At 68.0% G+C, this 23,792-nt stretch carries 22 protein-coding genes; 8 read left to right on the forward strand and 14 right to left on the reverse strand.

Annotation, left to right across the window (positions count from 1 at the left end; translation table 11 throughout):
- Positions 1-10: 10 nt before the first annotated feature.
- From HUA76_RS14650 to HUA76_RS14660, 3 genes are all read right to left on the reverse strand, one after another.
- The gene (locus tag HUA76_RS14650; protein ID WP_174453505.1) at positions 11-1,081 is read right to left on the reverse strand and encodes a TauD/TfdA family dioxygenase; all 1,071 of its coding nucleotides are present in this window, start codon (positions 1,079-1,081) and stop codon (positions 11-13) included.
- Between the two features lie 293 nt (positions 1,082-1,374).
- Complete coding sequence (locus HUA76_RS14655; RefSeq protein ID WP_174453504.1) at positions 1,375-2,691, reverse strand: BamA/TamA family outer membrane protein; 1,317 nt, start codon at positions 2,689-2,691, stop codon at positions 1,375-1,377.
- A gap of 164 nt (positions 2,692-2,855) precedes the next feature.
- A complete protein-coding gene (locus tag HUA76_RS14660) occupies positions 2,856-3,551 on the reverse strand; it encodes an SDR family oxidoreductase (protein WP_174453503.1) in 696 nt (231 codons plus the stop codon).
- 439 nt (positions 3,552-3,990) lie between these two features.
- Between HUA76_RS14660 and HUA76_RS14665 the strand changes: the two genes are divergently transcribed.
- Genes HUA76_RS14665 through HUA76_RS14685 form a run of 5 tightly spaced genes read left to right on the forward strand, consistent with a single transcriptional unit; the run spans position 3,991 to position 9,679 of the window.
- The gene (locus HUA76_RS14665) at positions 3,991-5,754 is read left to right on the forward strand and encodes an FAD-dependent oxidoreductase (RefSeq protein WP_174461237.1); all 1,764 of its coding nucleotides are present in this window, start codon (positions 3,991-3,993) and stop codon (positions 5,752-5,754) included.
- A 42-nt stretch (positions 5,755-5,796) separates the two neighbouring features.
- Positions 5,797-6,975 (forward strand): FAD-dependent oxidoreductase, encoded by a 1,179-nt coding sequence (locus HUA76_RS14670; protein WP_174461238.1) that lies wholly within the window; start codon positions 5,797-5,799, stop codon positions 6,973-6,975.
- 33 nt (positions 6,976-7,008) lie between these two features.
- Positions 7,009-7,542 (forward strand): AidA/PixA family protein, encoded by a 534-nt coding sequence (locus HUA76_RS14675; RefSeq protein ID WP_174461239.1) that lies wholly within the window; start codon positions 7,009-7,011, stop codon positions 7,540-7,542.
- Positions 7,543-7,602: 60 nt separating this feature from the next.
- Complete coding sequence (locus HUA76_RS14680) at positions 7,603-8,136, forward strand: AidA/PixA family protein (protein WP_174461240.1); 534 nt, start codon at positions 7,603-7,605, stop codon at positions 8,134-8,136.
- 31 nt (positions 8,137-8,167) lie between these two features.
- Positions 8,168-9,679, forward strand: coding sequence for a peroxidase family protein (locus tag HUA76_RS14685; protein ID WP_174461241.1), 1,512 nt, complete (start codon positions 8,168-8,170; stop codon positions 9,677-9,679).
- A gap of 167 nt (positions 9,680-9,846) precedes the next feature.
- Here HUA76_RS14685 and HUA76_RS14690 read toward each other — a convergent pair whose 3' ends face one another.
- From HUA76_RS14690 to HUA76_RS14725, 8 genes are all read right to left on the reverse strand, one after another.
- Positions 9,847-10,236: a hypothetical protein gene (locus HUA76_RS14690; RefSeq protein WP_174461242.1), complete on the reverse strand. Its 390-nt coding sequence runs from the start codon at positions 10,234-10,236 to the stop codon at positions 9,847-9,849.
- A gap of 199 nt (positions 10,237-10,435) precedes the next feature.
- Positions 10,436-10,870, reverse strand: coding sequence for a DUF779 domain-containing protein (locus tag HUA76_RS14695; protein WP_141645803.1), 435 nt, complete (start codon positions 10,868-10,870; stop codon positions 10,436-10,438).
- A complete protein-coding gene (adh, locus tag HUA76_RS14700; RefSeq protein ID WP_141645804.1) occupies positions 10,870-12,390 on the reverse strand; it encodes an aldehyde dehydrogenase in 1,521 nt (506 codons plus the stop codon). Before adh ends, HUA76_RS14695 begins: the two co-directional genes overlap by 1 nt.
- A 247-nt stretch (positions 12,391-12,637) precedes the next feature.
- Positions 12,638-14,635, reverse strand: a complete 1,998-nt coding sequence (locus HUA76_RS14705) for a sigma-54-dependent Fis family transcriptional regulator (RefSeq protein WP_174461243.1) — start codon at positions 14,633-14,635, stop codon at positions 12,638-12,640.
- A 116-nt stretch (positions 14,636-14,751) separates the two neighbouring features.
- Positions 14,752-14,955: a YtxH domain-containing protein gene (locus HUA76_RS14710; protein ID WP_141645806.1), complete on the reverse strand. Its 204-nt coding sequence runs from the start codon at positions 14,953-14,955 to the stop codon at positions 14,752-14,754.
- Positions 14,956-15,065: 110 nt separating this feature from the next.
- The gene (locus tag HUA76_RS14715) at positions 15,066-15,443 is read right to left on the reverse strand and encodes a hypothetical protein (RefSeq protein WP_174461244.1); all 378 of its coding nucleotides are present in this window, start codon (positions 15,441-15,443) and stop codon (positions 15,066-15,068) included.
- Positions 15,444-15,560: 117 nt separating this feature from the next.
- A complete protein-coding gene (locus HUA76_RS14720; RefSeq protein WP_174461245.1) occupies positions 15,561-16,298 on the reverse strand; it encodes a hypothetical protein in 738 nt (245 codons plus the stop codon).
- Positions 16,295-16,975 carry a hypothetical protein gene (locus HUA76_RS14725; RefSeq protein WP_174461246.1) on the reverse strand — a complete coding sequence of 227 codons (681 nt, stop codon included), beginning with the start codon at positions 16,973-16,975 and terminating at the stop codon, positions 16,295-16,297. Before HUA76_RS14725 ends, HUA76_RS14720 begins: the two co-directional genes overlap by 4 nt.
- Positions 16,976-17,138: 163 nt before the next feature.
- On the opposite strand from HUA76_RS14725, the gene HUA76_RS14730 reads away from it, so the two are divergent.
- Positions 17,139-17,882 (forward strand): DUF6600 domain-containing protein, encoded by a 744-nt coding sequence (locus HUA76_RS14730; RefSeq protein ID WP_141645810.1) that lies wholly within the window; start codon positions 17,139-17,141, stop codon positions 17,880-17,882.
- 142 nt (positions 17,883-18,024) lie between these two features.
- A complete protein-coding gene (locus tag HUA76_RS14735) occupies positions 18,025-18,585 on the forward strand; it encodes a bacterioferritin (RefSeq protein WP_174453493.1) in 561 nt (186 codons plus the stop codon).
- Positions 18,586-18,589: 4 nt separating this feature from the next.
- Here HUA76_RS14735 and HUA76_RS14740 read toward each other — a convergent pair whose 3' ends face one another.
- Positions 18,590-19,654, reverse strand: a complete 1,065-nt coding sequence (locus tag HUA76_RS14740; RefSeq protein ID WP_174461247.1) for a fatty acid desaturase — start codon at positions 19,652-19,654, stop codon at positions 18,590-18,592.
- A gap of 277 nt (positions 19,655-19,931) precedes the next feature.
- Here HUA76_RS14740 and HUA76_RS14745 point away from each other — a divergent pair, with 277 nt between their 5' ends.
- Positions 19,932-20,411, forward strand: a complete 480-nt coding sequence (locus HUA76_RS14745) for an FBP domain-containing protein (RefSeq protein WP_174453492.1) — start codon at positions 19,932-19,934, stop codon at positions 20,409-20,411.
- A 6-nt stretch (positions 20,412-20,417) separates the two neighbouring features.
- On the opposite strand, the gene HUA76_RS14750 is transcribed toward HUA76_RS14745, so the two are convergent.
- Positions 20,418-21,917 (reverse strand): DUF4388 domain-containing protein, encoded by a 1,500-nt coding sequence (locus HUA76_RS14750; protein ID WP_174453491.1) that lies wholly within the window; start codon positions 21,915-21,917, stop codon positions 20,418-20,420.
- An 18-nt stretch (positions 21,918-21,935) separates the two neighbouring features.
- Positions 21,936-23,786: a response regulator gene (locus tag HUA76_RS46440; protein WP_141645815.1), complete on the reverse strand. Its 1,851-nt coding sequence runs from the start codon at positions 23,784-23,786 to the stop codon at positions 21,936-21,938.
- Between the last annotated feature and the right edge of the window lie 6 nt (positions 23,787-23,792).

Below are 23,792 nucleotides of genomic sequence, written 5' to 3' on the forward strand. Positions count from 1 at the left end.
TCTCCGGGGTTCAACGCGCATCGAAGTACACACCGCGAACCCAGCGGGCACCCGTGAACGAGGTGCGAGCGTGGAGCATTCGCCAGTTGTCATAGAGGAGGAAGTCACCCGCCCCGAGTCGGAAACGGAACTGGTGGCGCTCGTCCCGGACCAGCGTCGCGAAGCGGTTGTAGGCGCGGTACCACGCCTCCATCCGGGCGAACGGCACCCGGTGCGGCGCGAGCGTGAAGTAGCTGTACCGGATGCGAAAGCCCTCAGGCGCATCGAAGTCGAGCACGGGTGACACCAGCACCCGCTCGAACGCTGCCTGCTTGCGATGGAACGTCACCGGCACCGTGCGCAGAAGCTCGAAGGCAGACGCGTCCTGGTCCGCCAGGTAGCGCGCCGCCGCGAGCCCATCCACGACACTGTTCTCCCCACCCGTCTCGGCGGGCCGCTGGCAATGCAGGAGCTGGTAGCGCGGCGGTCGGTCCAGGAAGGGTTGGTCCGTGTGCAACTGCACCGCGCTGTCCGTATAGCCAAGCTGGTCCGTGTTCCGATTCGTCGTGTTGTCGGTGCGCAAATCCTCGATGCGGCCGAAGTGCGTCTCGATGACAGAGAGCCCGGCACCACCGAAGAGGTCGATGAGCGCCTCCGTGTCCGCCTCGAAGCCCCGCACGATGACCGCCCCGGACTCCTGGAGTCGCTTCAAGGCGAACGGCACGAGCGGCTCGCGCACCTGGGAAGCCTCCACCGTGAGCAACACACTGTCCGAGGGCGGCGGAGGCACGGCGACACGGTCTGCCGCATAGGCATTCGCGAGCAGCCAGTCCGCCGCGTACCGACTCACCTGCCCATCGGCACGGTCCCCCCAGTCGATATCGAGGCCAGAGGCATCCTCCGAGACCCGCACCCCGCGAGGCCGCAGCTCCAGCGGCAGCTCCGAGGAACAGACGATGCGCTCGCGCGTGAGCGGATGACGGTCCAGCTCCGAGTTGTGCCGCAGCCAGAACCAGTGGAAGTCCGCGTGCCGGGGAACACCATCCCCAGCGAAGTAGACACGCAGGAAATCGTCATGCGGCGCGAAGCGGGTGATGGGCATGCGCAAGACTCCGGCGGAGGGACGCGAGGCCACGCACGCGAGACGAGGCCAGGGCCTCATCACCGGGACGCGGAACACCACCGGGGCAACGAACCCAAGGCACCAGGCCCGGGGCTCAGCGGAAACGAACCGGTGGAACGAAGGACGCTCGAAGCAGCTCGACTAACAACACGCGCCACGGCAACAGCGGCCGGTGGCGGTCGTCAGGAAGCTCGCGTTCAAGAGCATCATCGTGGCGTCACGCTAGCTGGCACCCTCCGCGGGCGTCAATGCCACCGGATGACATCGGCCACTCAAAACATGTGGTTGAAGTCGAGATAGAAGGCGGACGTGCCATCCCGAGGACTCACGCCGTAGTCCGCTCGGACGATGAAGGTGTTGTCCCAGGCCACTCGCAGGCCCCCACCTCCCGCGTACCGGAACAACCCCTTGTCCCGAAAGCGAAGGTCCGTCCACACCTGTCCCGCATCGAAGAAGGCCACCAGCGTGAACTCCAACGGCTGCTCCCACGGCCGCACGTCGAGGAAGCGCCAGCGCAGCTCGCCGTTGCCCACCGTCTTCACCTCGCCCTGCAGGCGGTTCTTCAGCAGCCCTCGCGCGGTGAACAGGCCGCCCACGCCGCCCCAGCCATCGCGCCACTCCACTCCGCCAAAGCCGCTGAGCAGGAAGAAGGGCACATCCCCTCCAAGCACGTCGGCCATCAGGCGCAACGCGGCCACCAATCGCTCATGTCCCAGGGGGTGGTAGAAGCGCAGGTTCGCCGTGGAGCCCCAGTAGCTGAACGAGCTGCCCGTCGCCCCCACCGCGCCGCGCGCCGCCAGTTCGTGGAACATGCCGCGCACGGGCGCGGGCTCGTTGTCACGCGAGTCCCACAAAAGCCCCGCCGTCACCTCCGCGGTCCGGAACGTCCCCTCCCCTCCTCCAGCCTCCAGCCCCGTCAACAGCCCCGCCCGAGCATCCTCCTCGAGCCGCGAGTCCCGCGACTGCCCCAGGTCCTTCGCGCTGTAGCGCGAGCGAATCCGCGTCAGGCGGAAGCGATAGCCCACGGACACCTGCAGCGGCCCTCTCAGGGTGCGCCGCGCGTTGAACACGACGCTCGGCAGCGTGCGCTGCTCGAAGCTGTAGTAGCGCAGGCCCCGGAATGAGGGATTGCCCGCGCACACATCCCGCGCGTCCTCCAGCTGCTCCCGGTCGTCACACCGGGCGAAGTCCGGCTCGTATCCGGCGGCGGCGCCCTGGCCGAAGTAGGGCGAGAACCGCTCGTTGATGAAGCTCAGGTCCAACCCCAACCGCCAGTCCGAGTCGAAGAAGCGCGGCGAATCCATCATCAGCCGATGGGTGGCCACCCCCCGCGTCGTCTGGAAGAACTGCGCGATGAGGGAGTATCGATAAGGCCGGTACGTGCCATCTCCCGCATCCACCAGCAGGAGCCTCGCGCCGTAGCCGAACCCCTCGTCGCTGTTGAAGTTGAGCAGCGGCAGGCCCTGGACGCGCCACCCCGTGCGCGGCGGTGGCACCAGCGCTTCAACGGGAGGCTCGTCTGCCCAGGCCGAAGTCGCCCCCATCAGGACGACCATCACCACGCTCCACGCCAGGCGACACTGCGGCATGCGAAGTCTCCAGGCTCACGTTCGAGCCTGGAGACACCATAGCCTTCCCCGCACAGCGCATGACACTTCGCCCCGCGCGTGGGCCCGCTCTCACTCCATCGGTCTGGACACGGCGCGCGCGGTGGCGGGCTCGGAGAAAGCTCCGCGGCTCTCCGCCAGCTCGCTCACGAGCGCTGGAGGTAGACGCCTGCGGACAACCCCTGCTTGACGTTGCGGCTCACCTCATCGGCGAGCACCTCGTCCTGGCCCGCCTCGAGCGCATCCAGCGTCAGGCGCACCACCTCGGCGGTGCTCGTCTTCGGCGCCGTGACTTTCTCCGCCATGTCGGTGTCCATGTAGCCGACGTGCAGGGCCATCACCTGCGTCTTCTGGGCGCCCAGCTCCTTGCGCAGACCGTTGGTCAGCGCCCAGGCAGCGGCCTTCGAGGCGCTGTAGCTGGCCGAGCCCGGGAAGGCCATCCAGCTGAGCACCGAGAGCACATTGATGATGGCACCCCCGCCGTTCTTCGCCAGCACCGGCGCGAACGCGCTGCTCGTCGCCAGGGGGCCCAGGTAGTTCGTCTCCAGTTCAGCGCGCGCGGCGGACAGCGCGTCCGCCCCCAAGAGGCTCGTGCCCTTCAGGATGCCCGCGTTGTTGATGAGCAGCGTCACGTCACCCGCCTCGCGGACCAGCGCCTCCAACTGCTCGGGGCGGGTGACGTCCAGGCGGACCGGCACCACGCCTGGAATCGTCACACTCGAGGGCTCACGAGCCGCCGCGTACACCTTGCGAGCCCCCCGCTCCAACAAGGCCTTCGCGAAGGCGAGCCCCAACCCGCGATTGGCACCAGTGACCAGGGCGACAGCATTCTTGACCTGCATGACTCGACTCCGGCGTGACGAGGCGGACGGAAAGCTCCGGGCGGCCCCATTGAGGAACGTCAAATGGACGGACAGGCGGGCTCCCGAGAGCCCCTGCCCACCATATGATGACTATAATATGACGAAATTCGAGCTTCATCGAAAAGCGACATGGGTGAAGGACCGGCCCGTCCGGTCGCCGCTCCCCCAGTCGCTCCCCCGCCGACGCCGCCACGGTCCGCGGGCGCTGACGCGTCCGCCCGAAGCCTGACACGTCAGCGATTCCCCAGCGACGACGCCCCGGGACCTCCCAAATCCATTCGCCTGACGCGTCAAGGCCACATCCCCTGCCCCGCATGTCCTTGAAGACAGACACCCAGGACCGGGAAGGACCTTGGTGCACCAATTGCAGCGAACCGGGCCGACGCAAGGCGAATCCCCTCTCCCCCATGAGGCAGACATGTCACGAGTCAACCCACCAGCGATGGACACCGGAATGGACGATGGGCTCCAGCTCGACGTGGCCATCATCGGCGCCGGAGTCTCCGGCCTCTATGCGGGCTGGAGACTGCTCGTGGGAGACCTGGCCCCCGAGGGCACCCGCCCCGAGACGGTCCACATCTTCGAGCTGAGCGAGCGCCTGGGTGGACGCATCGAATCCGTCTTCCTCCCTGGCATCTCCCTGGCTGCGGAGATTGGCGGCATGCGCTATCTGCAATCGCATGAGATTGTGAACTCGCTCATCACGAAGGTCTTCGAGCAGGAGGTGACGCCTATCGACTTCCCCCTGGGCGACGACGGCAATCACTACCGCTATCTGCGCGGGCAGCGCTTCAAGGCCAACGAATGGGAGAACGCCCAGGCCGACCGCCGCACGTACAAGACGCGCTACTTCCTACCCGACGCGGTGGTGGGCTTCACCTCGGACCAGCTCTTCAACAAAATCATCTACGACGTGCTCATGGCGGACCCGTGGTTCCGGGAGCGCTATCCGGGCAAGGCCACCTTCACCGCGCCCTATGACTATGCCTTCACCCTGACGGCCCGCGAATGGGATGACGTCAAACCCAACCTGACCTATCACCAATCGGGTCCGTACGACGGCCTGAAGGTCAACGACCTGGGCTTCTGGAACCTCATCAAGGACCAGGTGGGCCAGGAGGCCTACGAGTTCCTGTCCGTCGCCGGCGGGTACTACTCCAACACCATCAACTGGAACGCCGCGGAGGCCTTCCCCTACCTCGTGGGCGACTTCTCCAACGCGGAGGTGAAGTACCAGACGCTGGCGGGCGGCTATGACCAGGTCGGCAATGTCCTCGCGCGGCGCTTCCTGGCGCAGGACCCCAGCGGCAAGCGCGCCCATCTCTGGGGACAGAATGGCCTGCGGCGAATCGACCCGGCGCCGGGCGGCAGCCGTTACAAGTACATCCTCACCGTGGCCAATGCCCAGAGCGGCAAGAGCTGGACGGTGTACGCCAAGGCCGTCGTCCTCGCCATGCCCCGCCGCGCCCTGGAGCTGCTGGAGGTAGACCGCTTCTTCGCCACCCCGGAGGTGAGCGAGCAGGTCCGGAAGAACCTCGACTCGGTCATCTCCGAGCCGTCGTTCAAGCTCCTGATGGGCTTCGAGTCTCCCTGGTGGCACGCGGAGTTCAACGCCCTGGCGGGCGAGTCCATCACCGACCTGCCGATGCGACAGTGCTACTACTTCGGCACCGACCCCTCGAACAGCCACTCCATCCTGCTGGCCAGCTACAACGACATGCGGACCACCCCCTTCTGGTCCGCGCTGATGGCCTCTCCCCAGCGGAACCTGAAGCGTTTCAAGCCCCGGGCCACGCGACTGGCGTCCCCGGAGTCCCTGGCCCAGGTGGAGTCCCTCCAGGCCCCGGCGGTGATGGTCCAGGAGGCCGTCCACCAGCTCCGGGAGCTGCACGGCCCGGAGAACCCCGTCCCTGACCCGTATGTCTCCTACTTCCGTAACTGGACAGAGGACCCCTACGGCGGCGGCTACCATGCGTGGCAGGCCGGGGTGAGCGTGCGCGAGGTGATGCCCTTCATGCGCCGCCCGGACCCCGCGGAGCGCCTGCACATCTGCGGCGAGGCGTACTCGGACCAGCAGGGCTGGGTGGAAGGCGCCTTCTGCGAGGCGGAGAAGATGCTCCAGGCGCACTTCGGGCTCGCGTGGCCCTCCTGGCTGGACAGCCAGTACTACCTCGGCTGGTAAAGCCAGACACCTTCGTCCCTCCAGAACGAAAGCAACGCAAACATGGACTCCTATGACGTGGTGGTCGTGGGCGCGGGCGCCATTGGCCTGTCCGCCGCCTACTGGTGCTCGAAGGCCGGCAAGAAGGTCCTCCTGTTGGACCAGTTCGACTTCGACAACGACTTCTTCTCCTCCAAGGGAGAGTCCCGCTTCTTCCGGGTGATGTACTCCAATCCGCACCTGTCCCTGCTGGCGCAGTCCGCCTATCCGCTCTGGCGGGAGCTGGAGGACGACAGCGGCCTGGATGGCATCCTCAACGACACGTCCCTGCTGTTCTTCGGCCCGCCCAGCGGGGTGAACACACCCGAGGGCGACCTCAAGGACTCCCAGGCCGTCCTCGAGGAGCAGGGCCTGCCCTTCACCCGCCTCACCGCGGCGGACTTCCCGGAGCGCTACCCCGCGCTCAAGGGGCTGAGTGACGACGTCGTCGGACTGGTGCAGCCCCAGGCCGGCGTCATCGCGGCGGACCGGGCCCTTCAGGCCCTCGCCCAGCTCTGTCGCAAGCAGGGCGTCACCATGATTCCCCGCCGGACGGTCAGCCGCATCCAGGACGCGCCGGGCCAGGTCACCGTCTCCACCGCGCAAGGGGACTACACCGGCAAGAAGCTCATCCTGGTGCCCTCCGCCTGGACCAACCCGGTGCTCGACAGCCTGAACCTCCAGTTGGAGCTGGAGATCTGGACCATGACGTATGCCTACTTCACGGTGGCCCAATCCCAGTACAACTACCCGCTCTGGTTCTACTTCGGCGCGCCCCAGTTCCCTGGCGATGACCAGACGACCTACTACGGCCTGCCCCCGCTCCTGACGCCCGGGCGCCTCAAGGTGGGCACGGACTTCACCTTCCAGAAGTCCCCGCTGCCGCCCACCTCGCCGCCCCAGGCGGACCCTCGGATGGTGGAGCTGCTCAACAACTTCATGCGCGCGCACTTCCAGGGACTTCAATCCCTGGCACAGGACGCCGTGGGCTGCCTCTACACGATGACCCCCGATTTGAACTTCGTCCTGGATGCCCTGCCCGGCCATCCGGACATCCTCCTGTTCACCGGTGACACGGGGCAGGCGTTCAAGTTCACCCCACTGCTCGGGAAGATTCTCGCCGAGCTCGCGCTGACGGGCGTCACCCAGTTCAACATCCAGCCCTTCTCCATCCAGCGCCCCGGAATCCTGCGGCCCCGCTGAGCCCTCTCACCCCGCCTCAATCAGGAGTGGTCCATGCCGGATACTGAAAATACAGCCAACGTCCTCGTCGTCGTGGATGCGGAGAGCGTCTACCAGGCCTACCAGGGGAAGTTCAGCACGGACGCCAACAGGCCCGTGTCCCTGGGCGAGAGCACGCCCTACATCTACATGTTCGTCCGCCAGGACGAGGTGCTCTCCGGACAGGCGACGGATGACCTGGTCATCACCCTCAACACCAACAACAACATCCGCTGGCGCATCACCTCGCTGACCGGGAACACGCGCTTCAGCGTCGCGCTCAGCCAGTGCAACATCCTGCGGGGCGTGGGGCTCATCACCCAGCCCGGCCTCATCGAGCCCACGGTGACGGTGCCCCTCCCGTCGGTGAATGGCTTCCAGGTGACCATCAACCAGACGCAGACCTATACGGACGCCTATTTCCAGGCGACGGCGGTGAACCCCTCGCCGCCCAATGTCTCGTACCAGTTCTCGTTCGTCCTGGCGAACAACGACGGGAACATCCTGAGCTACTTCTCGTGGGATCCGCAGATCTCCATCACCTCATGACGTCACCGGCGGGCTAGCCGACGGTGTCTGACTTCTTCTTCCGAAAGGATTGGATGCGATATGGGACAGGATAACGGCTTCATCGATGTGCTCACCGTGGTGGACGTGGACAAGGTCATCGGCAAGTACGGCCCCAACGCGTCGCTCGACAACCCCGGGGTGGCCATCGCGGACTGTGTGTACATGCTCGTCCGGCGGGACTCGGCCGTGGGGGCGGAGGCGATACCGGAGCTGACGGTCGCCGCGAAGACCAACGACAACCTCCGGTGGCGGCTGGCGTCGCTGACGCTCAACACGCGCTACAGCGCCCTGCTCTACAAGATGAATGTCTCCGGAAACGCGCAGTGCATCACCCAGCCCCAGCCCCTGGTGTCCCACATCAAGGTGCCAGTCCCCGAGGTGTCGGGCGGGCAGAGCAGCGGCTTCAACGTGCAGCCCTACGTGGACTTCTTCTTCCAGTCCACCGCGATGCTGCCCACCGCCACGCTCCCCGGCGGGCGGGTGACCTACCAGCTCTATCTCCAGGTGACGGACAACCAGGGCAACAAGGTGGGCACCTACTCGTGGGACCCGTACATCACCATCACGTCATAGGCCGCGCTTCCCATTCACGAGGAGACCCATCATGAGTGACAAGAACCGGCCCTCGGGCCACACCGCGCTGCCTGGGAGCGGCTGTCCATTCCACCGGGGTGCGGGAAACGCGATGCTGTCCAAGATGCCCTCCGGCAACCTGGTGCGCCCCCACGGCGGTGTGGGCACGGCCGTCTCCAACAAGTCCGCGCAGTCGCTGAGCGGAGACAACGGCCCCGTCGTCTCCGACTTCTTCCGCATGTTCCCGGACCTGGGCCCTTCCCTCTTCAACGTGGAGGACCTCCGGGCGCTCACCCTGCCTGGAGGCCCCATGGATGTGGCCAACCAGAGCCCGGGCCTCCCCCAGGACAACCCCACCATCCCCGCGGGCTACACGTTCCTGGGCCAGTTCCTGGACCATGACCTGACGTTCGACGTCTATTCGAACATCAATGGCCGGGACACCCAACCCAACCAGACGCGGGATGCCATCACCCCCACCCTGGACCTGGGCAACATCTATGGCCGGGGGCCCGTGCAGGACGCCTTCCTCTTCGACCAGAAGGACGGCGCCACGCTGCTGTTCGGCCGGCCCGACAATCCGGACGGCGACGTGCTCCGCAACTCACAGGGCACGGCCATCATCGGAGACCCGCGCAATGACGACAACATGTTCGTCGACCAGCTCCACCTGGCCGTCATCAAGTTCCACAATCAGGTGGTCAAGGACCTGTCGAGCCAGTTCTCCGGAGGGGCGCTCTTCACCGAGGCGTCGCAGCGCGTGCGCTGGCATTACCAGTGGATTGTCTACCACGACTTCGTGCGCCGCTTCGTCGGGGATGAGCTGTATGGGAAGCTGGTGAGTCAGGGCCCGCAGTACTTCCCGCCCACCCTCCAGGCGATTCCCATCGAGTTCTCCGCGGCCGCCTACCGCATGGGCCACGCGACGATTCGCGAGTTCTACCAGGTCAATGACAACTACAAGGGCGCGCAGATTTTCGACCTGCACCAGCCCGGGACGTTCCTGAGCCCGGAGAAGCGCGTGGACTGGAAGTACTTCTTCGACACCGACTCCCGCGTCACGCCCCAGGGCGCCAAGCTGTTCGACACGCTGGTGGCGTCGGAGCTGCTTCAGCTGCCCCAGGCCCTCATCCCCGGCTTCGACAATCCCCAATATCAGGGCAAGCCGGATCCGCTCTACCTGTCGCTGCCGGGCCGCAACCTGCTGCGCCAGAATGAGTTCACCCTGCCGGCGGGACAAACGGTCGCCAAGGCGCTGGGGACGACCCAGTACTCCAATTCCCAGTTGGGCTTGCCGACGAACTGGGGGAGCACGCTGGCGCCGCTCTGGTACTACATCCTCAAGGAGGCGAAGCTCGCCAACCAGGGCCGCTTCCTCGGGCCCGTGGGCGGTCGCATCGTGGGCGAGACGTTCTTCAGCGTGCTCATCAACGACCCCCAGTCCTTCCTGCACAACAAGGGCTGGAAGCCCACCTACGGCACGGGCGGCGACTTCACCATCGTGGACCTGCTGCGCATCGCGGACGCGTACAAGTCCTCCTGAGGTTCCCCCGGGCACGACTGTCTCCGGGCCCTGTATCGGGCCCGGAGACGCTCGCGCACCTCGGGGCTACTTGCCCCAGCGGAGCAGCTTCGTGCGGGCCGTCTCGGAGAGCCCCCTCGCGGAGACTCCCCCAAGCACGACCTCAAAGAGCGCGCTTTTGCCGCGACTCAGTGCGTCTCGACGTAGATCTGGTCGAGGGTCGAGCTGAGGCCCTGGTTCTGGACATACAGGCGCGCGCCGGGCCAGGCGCAGTTCAGGCTCGTGGGATAGACCTGATTCGGCGCCAGCAGGATGGAGATGTTGTTGGCGCCACAGTACGCGTTGAAGCGCGTGGAGCGGGTGGCGGACATGTTCCGGACATAGAACGGCGTCACACCGAACAGCCAGGTCGAGAAGTCACGCGTCTGACCGCCAGCGATGAACGCGCTCTCCACGGCCTGCGTCGCCTCACCCATCTCCGGGCTCTGAGCGGCCTCTTCCGGCGTGTATTCCCCGCCGCACCCAACGGCCATCAGAGACACCACTCCCACAACTCCAAACGTATTGAACAGCTTCATGACTTCCCCCTCATTTCGAGTTGCCCCTGTGTTGGGGCCTGCACTCTGCATAAGTACTCTCACGCAGTGTAAATGGTGTATTCATGACACCGCATGGGTCTGATTTGAGGGGATGATTGTCATTGGCCGTGCCGTAACATGAAGAGTTACGGTCGGGTGGCGGGCGACCCGGGCCCGACTTCGAGCCCGGGACCCTTGCTCACTCCGGTGGTCCCCGCCTTGGCGGTGGCTGGGTTTTCATGCGCTCGTATTCCTCATCCGTGAAGACACGGCTGCGCGTGAGGAAGCGCACGCCCAGGGGCGACTCCAGGCTGAAGCCCGCGCCCCTTCCAGGCACCACGTCCAGCGTCAGGTGCGTGTGCTGCCAGACCTCGAACTGCGCGCCGCCGATGTAGACGGGGCAGCCCTCGACGTCGCCCAGGAAGACATCCCGCTGACCGACACGGAACTCCCCCGCCGGATAACACATGGGGGCACTGCCATCGCAGCAGCCGCCGGACTGGTGGAACATCAGCGGACCATTCGCGGCACGCAGGGAGCGGATGACGGCGGCGGCCTCGGGCGTCACCGCCACCCGGGCCACCTCCTGCTCCGTCTGCCCACCCGCGCCGGGCCCGGCACGGGTGTCACTCATCAGAAGAACCCCATCGCCTTCGGGCTGTAGCTGACGAGCAGGTTCTTCGTCTGCTGGTAGTGGTCCAGCATCTTCCGGTGCGTCTCGCGGCCGATGCCCGACTGCTTGTAGCCGCCGAACGCCGCGTGCGCCGGGTACAGGTGGTAGCAGTTGGTCCACACGCGGCCCGCCTCGATGGTGCGGCCCGCGCGGTACGCGGTGTTCGTGTCACGCGTCCACACGCCGGCGCCCAGGCCATACAGCGTGTCGTTGGCGATGCGCATCGCGTCGTCGAAGTCCTTGAACGTGGTGACGCTCACCACCGGTCCGAAGATCTCCTCCTGGAACACGCGCATCTTGTTGTGGCCCTGGAACACCGTGGGCGCCACGTAGTAGCCGCCCTTGAGGTCGCCCGGCAGACTCACGCGCTCGCCGCCCATGAGGACCTTGGCGCCCTCCTTCTTGCCGATGTCGATGTAGCCGAGAATCTTCTCGAGCTGATCATTCGACGCCTGCGCGCCCAGCTTCGTCTCCGTGTCCAGCGGGTTGCCCGGGCTGACCTTCTTCACGCGCTCCAGCGCCCGCTCGATGAACTGGCCGTAGATGCCCTCGCCCACCAGCGCGCGCGACGGACACGTGCAGACCTCACCCTGGTTCAGCGCGAACATGGAGAAGCCCTCCATCGCCTTGTCCAGGAAGTCGTCGTCGTGCGCCATGACGTCGTCGAAGAAGATGTTCGGGCTCTTGCCGCCCAATTCCAGCGTCACCGGGATGAGGTTCTCACTCGCGTACTGGAGGATGAGCCGGCCCGTCGTCGTCTCACCGGTGAAGGCGATCTTCGCCACGCGAGGGCTGCTCGCCAGCGGCTTGCCCGCCTCGACGCCAAAGCCGTTGACGATGTTGAGGACACCTTCGGGCAGCAGGTCCTGGATGAGTTCGGCCAGGACGAGGATGCTCGCGGGCGTCTGCTCCGCGGGCTTGAGCACCACGCAGTTGCCCGCCGCCAGAGCCGGCGCCACCTTCCACACCGCCATCAGGATGGGGAAGTTCCACGGGATGATCTGCCCCACCACGCCCAGGGGCTCGTGGAAGTGATACGCGACGGTGTCGTGGTCCAACTCGCCCACCGTGCCTTCCTGCGCGCGGATGCAGCCGGCGAAATAGCGGAAGTGGTCGATGGCCAGCGGCAGGTCCGCCGCGAGCGTCTCGCGGACCGGCTTGCCGTTGTCCCAGGCCTCCGCCACCGCGAGCATCTCCAGATTCTGCTCCATGCGGTCGGCGATCTTCAGCAGGATGTTCGAGCGCGCGGTGGGTGACGTGCGGCCCCACGAGACGCGCGCCGCGTGCGCCGCATCCAGCGCCAGGTCGATGTCCTCCGCGGTGGAGCGAGGAATCTCGCAGAAGACCTGCCCCGTCACGGGCGAGATGTTCTCGAAGTACTGCCCGCGCTTCGGCTCGACCCAGCGACCGCCGATGAAGTTCTGATAGCGGGCCTTGAACTTCACCTTCGAGCCAGGCTGATTGGGGGCGGCGTAGATCATGAACGCTCTCCTTGCGGGTGGGGCTGCGGGTGGAAGCCGTGCCCCCCAGAGCAGCGCGCATGCCACGCCCCGCACCACCGACGTCGCGGCGCGTCGTGTCCCGCGATGCGACACCTCTGTCCGCTCCGCGTGGAGCACCTCGCGACAGTGTCGCGCGCGGGTGTGCCACCGCACGGATGGAATGTTCCGATGAGGACGAGCCACCGTCCCCTCGCGGGCCCACGGCGCGCCTACGGGAAAGCTCGCATCACGAGCGCGGAGGGAGCACCAACCCGAAGCGCTCCACCATCCGGTACAGCGTGCTGCGAGCAATCCCCAGCAGCCGCGCCGCGCGGGCCACGTTCCCACCACTGCGAGACAGCGCGTCGAGAATCGCGTGGGCCTCCAGCTCCCTGAGGCCCGGGGAGGCCACGGGCTCGACGGGTGGCGGGGACACGGGTGGCACGTGCGCGGGTGCTCGCCCCAGCTCGGGCGGAAGCGCGGCCGCGTTCACCACGGGCGCTCCTCCTGCTCGGACCAGGGCCATGCGGAGCACCGTCTTCAGCTCCCGCACGTTGCCCGGCCAGGCGTGTGCCCGCAGACGAGCCAGCGCCTCTGCGGACAGCGTGCTCGCGGGATGGCCTCCTTCGACGGACAGCCCACTCAACAACGACCGGGCCAGCTCCGGCAGGTCCACCCGCTCGCGCAGCGGCGGCAAGCGAAGGACCGCGCCTTGGAGGCGATAGTAGAGGTCGCTCCGGAAGGTGCCCGCGCTCACGGCCGCTTCGAGGTCCCGACACGTGGCGCCGATGAGTCGGAAGCGCGAGTGCCGCACGCGCGACTCGCCGACACGCGAGTACCCGCCATCCTCCAGCACACGCAACAGCGTCACCTGCAGCGCCGCGGGCATCTCCGCGAGCTCATCGAGGAAGAGCGTGCCTCCATCCGCAGCCGCCAGCTTGCCTTCGGCCCCACCCGCGCGAGCCCCCGTGAAGGCTCCCGGCGCATGACCGAACAGCTCGCTCTCCAGCAACGAAGCGGAGAGCGCGCCACAGTTGACGGCGACGAAGGGTCCGGAGGCCACCGCGCTCGCGGCATGCACCGCGCGCGCGAGCAACTCCTTGCCCGTACCCGTCTCCGAGAGCAGCAACACCGGCAGCGTCGTGGGAGCGAAGCGCGCGGCCTCTCGCAGCGTCGCGCGGTGCTCCGGGTCACTCCCCTTCAGCGCGGCCCAGGCCCCTCCATCGGGCCCGCTCTCGGCCACCTCGGGCGGCATCCGCGCCGTGACGCGCGTCGCACGAGGCTCCAGCCGCACCAGCACCGCGAGCGCCGAGTCCCCCTCCCCCACCGCTTCCGCGTGGACCCGCCACGTCGCACCCGAGGCCTGATGACACGCCTCCAGCGCGTGGCCTCTCAACGCCGCGTCCTTCAACGCCCGCCAGGACAAGCCGAGCATCCGAGTCGGCGACACGTCCCCCGGGGATGACTCCAGGCCCAGCAGCGAGCGCGCCGCGCCATTGAGACGCCGCACGCGACCCGGCGGCTCGACGAGCAGCACCGGGCCGTCCTCGCGCGACAGGTGGGCATCCACTCCCCCTCGCGCGGCCGCCGCCACACGCGCCCACGCCACCTCGCGCAGTCGCGCCTCCGCCGAGTGAGCGATGCTCGCCACCGCCACCAGCACCAGCGGGTCCGCGCCACTCGCGGGCCCGGTGACGTCCAGCACGCCGACGACTTCGCCGAACGGGTCTCTCACCGGCGCGGCATAACAGACCAGCCCATGGTGCCGCTGCGCATAGTGCGCGGGCCCCACCACCGCCACGGCCGAGGACTCCACCAGCGCGGTGCCAATCGCATTGGTGCCTCGCGACACCTCGTCCCAACAGGCCCCGGCCACCAGTCGCACGTAGTCGGCGTGGTCCCTGAAGTCGCCCCCCGAGCTGCGCGTCGCGAGGATGACGCCCTCCCGGTCCGCGAGCAGCGCCACCCGCCCTGACGGCATGGGCGCGGCGGCGAGCACGTCCAGGATGTCACGAACCTCGTGCCACACCGGCTCCAGGCGGGCTCGCCGCTCGATGAGCGCGACGCCGGCGACACTGGGCCCCTCGTCGGGCAGGCCCGTGCTCGGAGCGCCAAGCGCGCGTGAGCGTTGCCAGCGGGAGAGTATCGGCGGTGCCTCTGGAACCGAGGCCACGTCCTCGTCGAGCGCACCGACGAGAAACTGCTCCCACAGGTGCGCGGAGGCGCTGAGCGTGAGCGTTCCCATGGGGCTGATTATTCAGCCAGTCCCCACGCTGACGGCAACCCACGGCCTTCCCGAAACGCGACTGCTGAACCAACGCGGTGCGGCGTCCGGGAAGGCCAGGGGCCTACACCTCCGAGCTACTTGTCGGTGGCGTCTTCAATCTTGTCGCCCGCCTCCTCGGCGGCGTCCTCGACCTTGTCGCCCACCTTCTCGGCGGTGTCCTCGGTCTTGTCCGCGGCGCGCTCCGCATCATCCTTCGCGCTCTCACGGGTGTTGCGGTGGCAGCCCACTCCGAACGTCAGGGAACCCACCACCAGGGCCAGCAGCATCTTCGCCTGCACCGTCAGCTCCTCGCGTGACGACGCCCGGGCTTTCGCCCCGGCGTCGCATTTGTGCGCGGGAAACTAGTCACGACGCGCGGACTGCCAAGTGCTCACCGCCGGGCTTCCACTCAGAAAACGCACATGCCATTCGCGCCGCAGGTGCCTTGCAGCCCCTCGCAGACGCAGTTCCAGTCGCCGCCGCAGCGGTAACCCGTGCACTGCGAGCCCGGGCCACCGCCACCGCCACCACCGCCTGGATCCGGGTACGTGTACACGCAGTAGAAGTTGACGCAGACGGCGGTCGCCGCCTCGGGGCAGTTCGCCTCGCAGTTCCAGTCTCCGCCACACCGAGCCGGCCCACAGGTGAGCAACGAAGCCTGTGAGCTGGAGTCCTCGCGAGAGACCAGCTCCTCCTCGACCGACTCCGCCAGCGCGGGCGGCGCGGCCAGCGCGAAGGCGAGCACCACGGCAAGGCTCCAGGGATGCGACAAGCGACGCGAAGACATGAGCGGCTCCTCCAGGTGACCCGTCGGGCTTCATTTCAAGGCCCGCACGGGGAGTGCGAGCCTAGCACCCCCGCGACGAGGCCTCCGCGCGCGGCTTCACTTGAAGCACTTCGAGCGTCAGGGAGTAGGGCTCGCGACGGCGCGTGGTTCGGCGAGCCACTGCGCCAGGACCTTCGCATCGAGCGACTCGACGCCAAACGATGCCGGACCACAGCGCACGCCGCCATCCCGCTCGCGAACGAGTGGGTCCCGCGCGAACACCACGATGACCGGCTTTCCCTCGGGGCTCACGTGCGGAACCACGTACTGCGCTTCCACGATGGGGCGAAGAGAGGGGTCTGCGAGCAGCTTCCGGGTGAGCTGCCCGTCCGGTGTCCCCGCCTTGAGCTGGTCCCGGGCCTCTTCACAGAGCCAGCGCGCGGTCCGCGTGCCCTCCGGTTCAATCCCTGGCCACGAGCTGCGCACCAGGCGCGCGCGCCCCGACATCAGCCAGCCCACGTGATGTCCGATGCCCACCGAGGCCATCGTCGCGGCGAAGAGCAGCACCCCGAGCAGCAGCAGCGACACGCTCCAGCGCGGGCGCCACACGGAGGCCCCTGGCGCCTCGGCGTGGAGCTGACGCCACAACCACCGGAGGAACAGATGCGAGCCCGCGGCGAGCACCGCCGCCACGAGCAGGAACTCGGCGATGGCGCCCCAGCGGAACGTCACCTCCGGCAACACCTGCTGGAGAAAGGACAGCCAGCCGAAGGCGAGCAGAAAGGGCACCTTCATGACCCAGACCTGCCCCATGCACAGGAAGATCATCATCACGAAGATGACGCCCAGGAAGGTCACGCCCTTTTTCGACTTCACGGCGCGCCCTCCGCCACGAACGAGCGATGGATGTCCTCGACGGGGAGGCGCCGAAGGTCGCCGTCGGTGAAGAGCACCCAGCGCTCACGGCCGAAGATGCCCGGCTCGTACGCCAGTGGCGTCGCGGGCGCGTCCGCCTTCTGCCCTCCGATGTAGATGAAGTGCAGGCCGGAGTCCCCGAGCACCTTCCAGCGCGCCGCGGGAAGCTCGGTGCCCAGGTCGCTCTTCGGAAAGTCGCGCCCATGTTCGGCGGCATAGGCCCACAGCGCCACGCGCAGCTCATCCAGACGCTGACGCCGCGCCTGGACCAGCAGGTCCGCGTCCGAGGGGGGTGGCGCGGGGATGACCTGGTAGGTCGCGCCCTTCTTCTCCCAGGCTCCCGGGGTCATCAGCTCACGGCCACCGGCAATCATCGACAGGACGAGCTGAAGGCCCAGCCCGACCAGGAACACCAGCGCGAGCGAGGCCCTGTAGCTCAGCCTCGGCAACCGGGGCACATCCCGTCGCAGCCAGTTCCACAATCTCCAGACGCCCAGCGACACGAGCAGGAAGACGGCGATGAAGAAGGAGATGGCCTCCAAGCGCTGCTCGGCGATCTCCGTGAACAAGAAGCTGGGCATGCCCGCCAGGGCCACCGCTGGGGTCAGCAGCACGACGGAGAGGAGGAGCTTGTTCACGCGCACGGAGGGCAGTCTGCCTCGCTCGGGTGACAGGAAGTCAACCAGGGGGCCGGCGCGCGCTGGGCAGCCGAGCCTTCCAGGCATCGCCCCCGAGGGTCTCTGCGTTCAAGGAGAAGGCACATCCTGAGGCGTGACGGATATCCATCACGGAGGGCCGACGATGCGCACCTGGAATGAAACCTGGCGCTGGCTGCGCCTGGGTGGCGTGAGCGCGGGCGCGCTGCTGGCGGGGCTCGGCTGCGCGATGGGGCCCGAGGAGTTCGGTCCCCAGCTGAAGTCGACGTCCACGACGCTGGGCAGCAACATCTCCATCTTCCGCGATGTGATGGCGCCGCATGGCGAATGGCTCCAGCTCCCCGAGGTGGGCTGGGTGTGGCGCCCCGACGCGAAGCTCGTGGGCCTGGACTTCGTGCCCTACGCCACCTCCGGCCAGTGGGTGTTCAGCGACTGGGGTTGGACGTTCCAGAGCGACTGGGACTGGGGCTGGGCGCCCTTCCATTACGGCAGGTGGTTCGTCGCTCCCTCGGAGGGCTGGGTCTGGTGGCCCGACGACGAGTGGGCCCCTTCCTGGGTGGACTGGCGCTGGGGGGAGGGCCTCGCTGGTTGGCAGCCCATGCCCCTGCCAGGCATGAACGTCCGCCGCCCCTGGACCTTCGTCGCCACGAGCGACCTGGTGCAACCCGATGTCAGCCGCTACCTGGTTCCACCGGACCAGGAGGCCGCGCTGGTGGCGAAGACCCAACCGGTGGGCGCGCGGGTGACAGGGCGGACGGGCCAGTGGAACGTGGGCCCCGAGCCCGACGAGGTGGCGAGCGCCACCGGAGCACCCGTGCCCCACACGGGCCCGATAGCACCGCCCACGGGGCAGCCTCCCATCGCGGGGCCACACTCGGCGGCGCGGTAGCGGGCACGCCGCGCCACGGCGAACAGAAAGCTCCTTCCGGGGGGCGGGACGGGCAGGCCCGGGACGTCATGAGCGAGGGTGGTCGACCCCGCCCCCGAGGTCCCAGCTTCCTGTCACGCATTCGCCGAAAGGAGACCAGGACATGCCCGAGACGCAGCCCTTCGTCAGCGACCTCCAGGAGATCCGCCGTCGAGCCCGTGAGCACCTGGAGGAAGGCGCTCTCACCGAGAACTACGAGGGCGATGTGAACACGACGCTCAAGCTGCTCAACGACGCGCTCGCCACGGAAATCGTCTGCGTGCTGCGCTACACGTACCACTACGTCTCCGCCATGGGCATCCACAGCGAGGCGGTGAAGGAGGAGTTCGGGGAGCACGCGCGCGAGGAGCAGGAGCACGCGCTGCGGCTCGCCGAGCGCATCAACCAGCTCGGGGGGCGCCCGGACTTCAACCCCGACGGCCTGCTGTCACGCAGCTCCAGTCAGTACGTCGAGGGGCAGAACCTGGTGGACATGATTCGAGAGAATCTGGTGGCGGAGCGCATCGCCATCGAGACGTACCGCGACCTGATTCGCTACTTCTCGGACAAGGACCCCACCACGCGGCGGCTCCTCGAGGACATCCTCGCCAAGGAAGAGGAGCACGCCAACGACATGCATGACCTGCTGGTGGCGCACCAGGGTCAGCCCATGCTCAACAACTGAGCCGTCACGACACCGCGTGCCCCTCGGAGGAGACCGCGCTCCGAGGAGGCACGTCGGCCCGCGCCGCCCAGGCGCGCACGTTGGCGTCGCGGTAGCGCACCATCCGCCCGAGCGACGGCTCCCACAGGTTCAGCCGCAGGCAGTGGACGATGTCGCGCGGGCTCAGCGTCGTGACGTGGGGGTTCTGCAGCTCGGGGATGGCGGCCATCGCCTCCGGGAGTCGATAGAACGGGATGCGCGGGTTCAGGTGGTGCACGTGGTGGTAGCCGATGTTGCCGGTGAACCACGCCATCACCTTGCCGCAGCGCAGGTAGCTGGAGGCCTCCAGCGCGGCATCCGCGTGGGTCCACTGCCCCTCCGGCAGGATGCGGACCTCGTCGAAGTTGTGCTGCGAATAGAACAGGTACGTGCCCAGCGCGTAGGCGAGGAGCAGCGGGCCCACGAAGGCGAACAGGTACACGGCGGGGCCGAAGAAAACCCAGAGCGCCACGGACAGGGCCACGTGCACGCCGAGCGCGAGCCCGGAGGTCCAGTAACGCTTCGGGTCCTTCACGAAGGGCACCAGGCACAGGCTGATGAGGAACGCGGTGACGTAGCCGAACAGGATGGTCACCGGGTGGCGCTCCACCGCATAGCCCAGCCGCTGCCAGCCGGACGCCTTGCGCCACTGCTCGGTGGTCCACGTCGCGAACGTGCCCGCGGAGTCCGCGGCGATGCGCGCCGTGTTCGCATGGTGGTGGTTGTGCGTGTCGTTCCAGATGCGCGCGGGTGTGAGCGTCAGGATGCCCTGCACCTGGAAGAGGACCTTCGCCCAGCGCGACGAGGGCAGCAGCGCCCCGTGCATGGCGTCATGGAAGAGGATGAACGCGCGGATGAGGACGAGCGCCTCCAGCACGCCGCCCACGACGCGCAGGGGCCACCAGGGCGCGGCCACCGCCAGCGTCACGGCCGCGGCGAGCGCGGCATAGGTGGCCGCCAGGTTCCAACCCGAACGCGCCACATCCTGCATGGCGAAGGGACGTGTCCGGGCAATGAGCTCCTTGCTCGACGGCGGTGCGACTCGTTCCATTGAGAGGGGCTCCTACGAGGTGGGGTGTGTCCGGCCCTGCGCCGGATGAAGCGCCATGGTTCTCCCATCGCCATGTCACGCGCGGGTCAGCCGGTGAAACGACGTGCGAATGGACCCAGATGACGCGACTCGCCGTGTGCAATGGCATGCACAGTCGCGTGGGACGGGGCCCCTTCTCCCCTGGCGACCAGGGGACGAGGGGCCTGGCTTCCTGGTGGGTTTGGGTAGAATCAGGGGCCGCTGGCTGTTAGGTCGAGACGTTCTCCAAGGAGCAGCCGTGTTCCGATTCGAAACCGACCGGGACCTCATCCAGTCCTTTCGTCCGAGAGACCGCCGCGTCATGGAAATGCCGCCGGGTCTCATCTTCCCCTTGTTCGTTCGTGACTACCTGGCCTGGACGGAGACGTCCGGCGCGCGCGTGTACCTGGTCTTCTCCGCGCCCGGCAGCCACCAGCCCATCGGCATCATCTTCCGGCGCGATACCGGAGGAGGTCTCGATGTCGCCCGCATGTGCGAGTGGTGCCACAACTACGGCTCGTCGCACGCGGTGGACCTGCTCACCACCGACGTGAACAGCAAGCGCCGCGTGGGCATCAGCCTCTGCGTCGACCTGCGCTGCAAGGACAAGCTGGAGGACGAGGCCAACCGCGGCGGCCGAAACACCCTCGCGGCGCTGGACCAACTCCGGGCCCGGATGTACCGCTTCGCGAACGAGGCGCTCGGCATCGAGGCCAGGCCCGCCGCGCCCGCCGCCTAGCAGCGACTACGCGACAAAGGCGCTGGCCCGCTGCACCTGGGGCACGCCGGGCAGCATGGGCGCGGGGTTGAGGGCCTGCACGAGCAGCGACCTCAGCGCCTCGCCCAGGTCGTCCACCACGCTCAGTGCCCCGGCGGGGGCGCCCTGGAGCGCCGCGGGCACCTCCGCGCCCACGACGACAATCGGCATCCGCGCCTCCCACGCCAGATAGTGCGCCAGTCCCACCGCCGGCTCCGACACGTCCAGCAGCAACGCGCCCACCGCGCCCGCGCTGAAGGGGCGCCACAGGGGCCGTGCCGCCTCGGCCGGAGGCAGCGTGCAGAAGTCCAGCCGCAGCACCTCGCTGAGCACCAGTCGCCCCAGTGTCCCGAAGCCGCTCTTCACGGCCGTGGGCTCCGCGGACAAGGCCTCCAGGCCCGGCACGCGGGCCATCACCCGCCGCGCCGCCGACGAGCCGCTGCCGCAGACGAAAATCTTGGCGGTCGCCACCCTCGACGGAGCCTTCGTCCGGAGGATGCGGCCTCGCAGGGCATGCACCTCCGCGGCGCCCAGCAGCTCGTTGGCGTTCGCGTCCATGCCGTGTACGTCCGCCGGCCTCGCCACGCCCCGCTGCATCAGGGTGGACAGCACCCCCAGCACTTCCAGGTCCGTGGCGGGCGCCAGGTCCAGCACCTCGCCCAGCGCGCGCGGCTGGCGCAGCAGGTCCACCACCTGCGCCGTCACCGGGTGCTGGTCCTGTTGCAGCTCCACGTCCGGCGCCAGCATCAGCCGCGTGTGGCGCGGCGGCAGGCCCGGCATCAGGCGATTCACCTCGTCCGACTGGCGCATGCCTTCCAGCAGCGCGTCGTCCATGGCGCGGTTGATGCGAGCCTTCGCCGCGCTGGCGCCGGGGGAGAACGTGAAGGTCCCATCGCCCCAGGCCAGCAGGCGGAACAGCGCCTTCTCACCTTCCACCCGCCCCAGCTTCGAATTCACCGGGCGGCCCTCCACCACGTGGATTTCGCCGCGCTCGTTGCCCCGCTCCAGCGAGAGCTTCCCGCTGCGCCGGTTCATCCCGAGCAGCTGCATCAGGTCCGGGATGCTGAGCTGGCTGAGGGAGCCTTCGATTTCCTGCTGCTCGACCTTGAGGTCCTTGGCCGCCTCGTTGCGCCGGAAGATGTGCTCGATGCGGCTGAGCACTTCGTCCAGGTTGAAGGGCTTGCGCAGGTAGCCATCCCGCAGGCCGCGATACCGGTCCCCGTCGAAGCTCGACGTGGTGAGCACCACCGGGATGTCCTCGGTGCGCGGGTTGGTGCGCAGAATCTGGATGAAGGTGCGCGCCTCCAGCAGCCGGCAGTTCTCATCGAACAGCGTGAGGTCCGGGTGGCGCAGCACCGCCACCTCCAGCGCCCGGGAGCCATCCGGCGCGTAGTGCACCTGATAGCCCTTGGTGCGCAGCTCGCGGGACAGCGCGCGCACGGACTCAAGGTCGGGGTCGGCGATGAGGATCTTCCGGACCTGGGCCATGGGTCGCTCCGCTTCGTGTCAGTAGGGCTGCAGGTCGTATTCGGCCTGCAGCTTGGAGATGAGCCCGTCCACCACGGCGGTGTCCGAGGTGTGGAAGCCCCACGTCGCGCCCCGCCCCCGCCGCTGGATGAGCGCGTAGGCCGCGCTCTCCGACAGCCAGAGGATGAACTCATGCCGGGACACGCGCTCGTCGCCCTCCAGGAACACGGGCGTCAGCGCGGGATGCGACTCGAGGTCCACCCGGCGCCCCAGCAGGTAGATGCGCGAGGACAGGTCCGGCGGCGCCGACTCCAGCCCGGCCGCGATGGGCAGGTCCGCGCGAATCTCCGGCCCGCCCACGTACAGAAGGCCGCGCGTGCCCGGGTCTCGGGTGAGCTCGCGCGCGATTTCCGCCTGGAGTTCGTCGAAGAGGACATCCGCGACCTTGCCCCGGCGGCTCGGCTCGGCGCGCTCGTCCACGGGCAGTCTGGGACTGTTGGGCGTGCCCAAGAGCAGGTCCACCTCGTCCCAGAACGGCAGCCCGTCCAGCATCAGCCGCCGCTGGAGCGACGCGCGGCGCTCGTCCATGCGGCGACGGCAGCGGTGCACCAGCTCGTCAAAGTCCTCCCCGTCCTTGGGGAAGGTGCTGGCTCCGCCCACGAGGGCCAGCGGAAGGCGGGACTCCACGTCCTGGACTTCAGGCTCCTCGCGCACCGCCGCCACCGCGCGACGCACGAACATCATCGCGCCGAAGAAGTCCGTCTCCGGCAACAGGAGATAGAACTCCTGGTCGCTCGCCTTCGCGATGACGTCCGAGTCGCGGATGATCTTGCTCAGCGCGCGGATGATGCCGCGCACCGCCTTCTTCGCGTCCGCCGCGCCCTGGCGCACGCGCACCAGCGGCAGGTTGTCGATGGAGAAGGTCAGCAGCGAGAACGTCCGCCCATACCGCCGCGCCTTGTAGATTTCCTTCGACGCGTAGTCGGTGAAGTAGCTGAGGTTGTAGGCCGCCGTCTCGCGGTCTCTCAGGCCCAGGCGCTGGAGCGCCATCATCCGCCGGCCGTTCTTCACGCCCACGGCGGCGAAGTCCGCGAGCACGCGGGCGTCCCTCGAATGCTCGGCGCGGAAGTCACCGGCCAGCGGGTCCGACAGCTGCGCGAGGCCGACGATTTCGCCGGAGACCATCAGCGGCACGTACAGCACCGCGGAGCGCTCATCCCGCGCGAACCATGGCTGCGCGTCCCGCAGGCGCCCCGCCAGCGGCCCTTCCGGGCTCATCTTCTCCGCGAGGAACTGCTTGTCGAGCAGCCCCCGGTACGCACGCAGCACCAGGTCTCCCCGGTCGTCCAGCACCCACAGCGCGGCGCTCTGCGCGTCGCACACCGCGGACAGCTCCGAGATGATGCGCTCCTGGAGCCACTCCAAATCAGACTGGGAGATGAGCTCCAGGCAGCGCTGGTGCAGGTTGTGGAAGCGGGCGAACTCGATGTTCTCGTCGCGCAGCTGGGTGCGCTCGCGGCGCAGGGCGGCGCGCTCCAGGGCGCGGTCCACCGCGAGCACCAGGTCCGCTTCCTCCACGGGCTTGGCCAGACAGTCCGCCGCGCCCGAGCGCAGGGCCATTTCCGAGCCCTTCACGTCGGTGCGATGGCTGACCAGGATGACCTCCTGGTCCGGGTCTCTCTCGCGAAGGCGCGCGGTGAGTGCGAAGCCGTCGACGCCCGGCATCACCACGTCGGTGATGACCAGGTCGAAGGGCGTGCGAGCCGCCTCCTCGAGCGCCAGCGTGCCGTTCTCCACAGAGACTACGCGGTGCCCATGACGGGACAGCATGTCGCTGGCGAGCTGGCGGAAGAACAGGTCGTCGTCGACGACGAGAATGGGACCGGCCACGCGCTG

Origin of the sequence: Myxococcus sp. CA056 (genome assembly GCF_013336715.1) — a bacterium.
Classification (GTDB): Bacteria; Myxococcota; Myxococcia; order Myxococcales; family Myxococcaceae; genus Myxococcus; species Myxococcus llanfairpwllgwyngyllgogerychwyrndrobwllllantysiliogogogochensis.